This is a genomic window from Mesorhizobium sp. M7A.F.Ca.CA.003.01.2.1 (genome assembly GCF_003998945.1).
GTDB classification, from domain to species: domain Bacteria; phylum Pseudomonadota; class Alphaproteobacteria; order Rhizobiales; family Rhizobiaceae; genus Mesorhizobium; species Mesorhizobium ciceri.
In genome coordinates this window covers 1-3193 of the sequence record NZ_RZRA01000682.1, presented here as the reverse complement: position 1 = coordinate 3193, position 3193 = coordinate 1, and the positions used below count along the sequence as shown (strand labels likewise).

At 63.1% G+C, this 3193-nt stretch carries 5 protein-coding genes; all 5 read right to left on the bottom strand.

Going from position 1 to position 3193, the window contains the following annotated elements; translation table 11 throughout:
* Positions 1-414 (bottom strand): MFS transporter (locus EN969_RS23625; RefSeq protein ID WP_127419438.1); only part of this gene is annotated, 414 nt, incomplete at its 3' end.
* Positions 415-636: 222 nt separating this feature from the next.
* The gene (locus EN969_RS23620; protein WP_063168977.1) at positions 637-1116 is read right to left on the bottom strand and encodes a DUF992 domain-containing protein; all 480 of its coding nucleotides are present in this window, start codon (positions 1114-1116) and stop codon (positions 637-639) included.
* A gap of 91 nt (positions 1117-1207) precedes the next feature.
* On the bottom strand, positions 1208-1684 hold the full coding sequence (locus EN969_RS23615; protein ID WP_024502781.1) for a DUF992 domain-containing protein: 477 nt from the start codon (positions 1682-1684) through the stop codon (positions 1208-1210).
* 209 nt (positions 1685-1893) lie between these two features.
* The gene (locus EN969_RS23610) at positions 1894-2736 is read right to left on the bottom strand and encodes a tetratricopeptide repeat protein (protein WP_013529652.1); all 843 of its coding nucleotides are present in this window, start codon (positions 2734-2736) and stop codon (positions 1894-1896) included.
* A 138-nt stretch (positions 2737-2874) separates the two neighbouring features.
* A complete protein-coding gene (gene rpsU / locus EN969_RS23605; RefSeq protein WP_013529653.1) occupies positions 2875-3153 on the bottom strand; it encodes a 30S ribosomal protein S21 in 279 nt (92 codons plus the stop codon).
* Positions 3154-3193: the final 40 nt, after the last annotated feature.

The following is a 3193-nucleotide window of genomic DNA, read 5'->3' as shown; positions in this document are numbered from 1 at the left end:
CGAGAACAGTCGTTCGACCGAGACGAAGGCCAGCGACACCAGCGCACCGCCGCCAAGTCCTTCGATCAGGCGGCCGGCGAGGAACAGTTGCATGGAAGGCGAGGTGGCGCAGATCAGGGCGCCTGCTGCGTAGAGCAGGGCTGCGACCACCATGTTGGTGCGCAAGGGGACATAACTCACCAGCCGTCCGGCGGCCGCGCCGGCAACGATGGCACCGAGTTCGTAGATCGCCAGCGACCAGCCGACGAGCTGCACGCCCGCCAGTTCGCCGACCATGGCCGGCATCACCGTTGCCACCATCGTCTCGTTGGTGGCGTGCAACAGGATGCCGAGGCTGATGAAGCAGAAGCGCGCCAGGTCGCCGCTTGCCCATAATCCGCGCCAGTCGACCTTGTTTGTGCTGATCTCGGTCATTTCCACCCCTGTCTTGCATATCTCGACGCCAGCGCAGGACGCCAGAAGCCAGTGCGGCTTTCCGGCAGGACCATGCGGTTCGACAGCGCCGGATCGGGCGCCGCATCGAGGCGTTGTTTCGTTCGGGGCAGGCTTGTAAAACCTCAACCGGGGTTGAGCTCAAGCGGTTTTTTGAGGACCGTTCGCGCGGCAGCCTTTCCGATTGGCGGGTTCGTTGCGCGATCAGTTCTCGGTGCTGCGCAGCTGGAACTGGCTGACGCCGATCGCGAGGTTCATGCCGGTCTGCGTCTGCAAGCTGAGCGGCTGCAAGGTGAAGGCTTGCGAGGAGCCGCCGACCAGCAGATTGGCGCCGGCGCCGACGGCGGCCGTCACCTCGGCGCTGGCGCCGATGTAGTCGCCGGCCAGCGCACCCGGCGCGTAGATGTTCTTCAGCGGCGTCAGCACGATCCACTGCATGACCGTCTGCTTCGTCGTGCCGATGTCGAGGCCGTATTTGTTGACGGCGCCGAAATAGGCTTCCGACGCGAAGCTCTTGTCGGCGGGGTTGAAGGTGCAGCTCAGATCCTTGCTCGAGCCGAAGATGAAGCCGGTGCCGCCGCCAATGGCACAGTCAAGCGTACCGAGCTCTATGCCTCGGTCCTGCGCCTGCGCTGCTCCGACAAACACGGTAGCGAATATGGCAGCGATGGCTGTCTTCAGCATGATGGTCCCCTCAAAAATCAACGGCGCGGAACCATCCTATCTGGTTCCGCGCCGCGGGGTGAGGGGTCATGGAGCGCACGGCTCCATGCGATCACTTGAATGAATGGATCAGCTGGAGCGAGGTCACGGCCACGGCAAGGTTGACGCCGGTCTGCGCCTGGACGCTGAGCGGCTCCAGCATGAAGGCGCTGTCCAAGCCGCCAACCAGCAGATTGGCGCCGCCGCCGGTCACCACGCTCGCCTCGGCGTTGACGCCGTAATAGCTGCCGGCGAGATCGCCTCCGTCACGGTCCCGGGTCGCAGCCAGCACGGCCCAAACGAGCTGGCCCTGATGCGTCTGGCCGACATCGAGGCCGATCTTGGAGATGACGCCTGTGTAAACCTCGGACGGCCCGTGATGATGAGGCCGGAAGACACAGGACACGCCCTTGTTGGAAGCGACGATATAAGCGGTGCCGCCGTCGATGGTGCAATCGAGCGTGCCGAGTTGCAGCTTGCCGGCGCTGGCTGGAGCCACCGCGAACATCGTCGTGGCGAGGGCAGCGGCGCAGGCGAGTTTCTTGATCATGGGAGGGTCCTTTCGCAAATTGCTTTTCGATAACGGCTTGGGAGGCCAGACCGTTCCGCTGAAAACTTGGCGCGATCAAGGCAGGGGCCGAAAGCCTCCTGCCGGGGTTAATGCGCGGTTGCGAAGTGCGTCTTTTCGGACACGCCAAGGATCCCGCGGCATTTGGATGTCACGCGGATTTGTATGGGAAGCGTTTGCCGAAACCGAGATCAGCTGACGCGGGCGAGGCCATCCTTGGCCGGCTGGTAGGTCGGGTCGAGGCGAACGGCTTCCTTATAGGATTTCGCGGCTTTCGCCTTGTCACCGCGCCGCTCGTAGATCAGCGCCTGGTTGGCCCAGGCCTCGGCGTTCTTGCCGTCGAGCTTGATCGCCATGTTGAAATCGGAGAAGGCGTTGTCCTCGTCATTGGTCGCCAGATAGGAGAGGCCGCGGCCGTTGTAGGGCTCGGCGGCGTCCGGCGCCAGCGAGATGGCGGTCGAGAAATCCTCGATGGCGAATTTGTGCTGGCCCTGGCTCTGATAGATCAGGCCTCGATTGTGGTAGGCGCGCGCGTCGGTCGTATCGAGCTGGATCGCCTTCTGAAAGTCGTTGAAGGCGTCCTGGGTGCGACCCGCCTTGCGGTAGAGATTGCCGCGGCCGATATAGGCGGCGTCATAGTTCGAGTTGATCTGGATCGAACGGTTGTAGTCCGCGAGCGCGGCTTCCTGGTTGCCGAGGAAGCGCTGGATGAGCGCACGATTCGAATAGGCCTGGAAGAAATTCGGATTGAGCTGGATGGCTTGATTGAAATCCTTGAGCGCCGCCTGGTATTGGCCGCCACGGCCATAGGCCGAGCCGCGCACATTGTAGCCTTCGGGATCCTGGGGATTGCGCTGGATGACCGCCGACAGCGAGGAAATGTTCTCGCTCGAGCCTTGCGCCTTGTCGATGTTGTTGAATTCACCGGTCGGGCCCGCCGTTTGGCAGCCGGCAAGCGCCAGTCCGGAGAGCAGGGCCGCTGTCAGGGCGAAACCACGCAATGCGGTCCCGCGCTCCACGCTCGTTGCGTTCATGTCTGCCCTGTCCTCACTTCAAGCCGCGTCGTTCAGATCCGGCTCCCCCTCCGGACCGGTCACATCAAAACAAAAAGGTGGCGGCGATTCCACATCGCGCCACCTCTGATATCCTTCGAAAAGGACGAAAAATTGGCGTTAGAACCGCGGCGGACGCGGAGCGCCAGCTGCACCACCAGCGGCGCCGGCAGCAACAGGGCGCGGCGTCATCGGCAGCAGGCCTTCGCGCTGGGCGCGCTTGCGGGCCAGCTTGCGGGCGCGGCGAACGGCTTCAGCCTTTTCGCGGGCGCGCTTCTCGGACGGCTTCTCGTAGTGACCGCGCATCTTCATTTCGCGGAAAATGCCCTCGCGCTGCATCTTCTTCTTGAGAGCGCGAAGCGCCTGATCAACGTTATTGTCGCGGACGAGTACCTGCACGGGCAATCCTGTCTTTCGGGTTTGATATCAACAGGCAAGC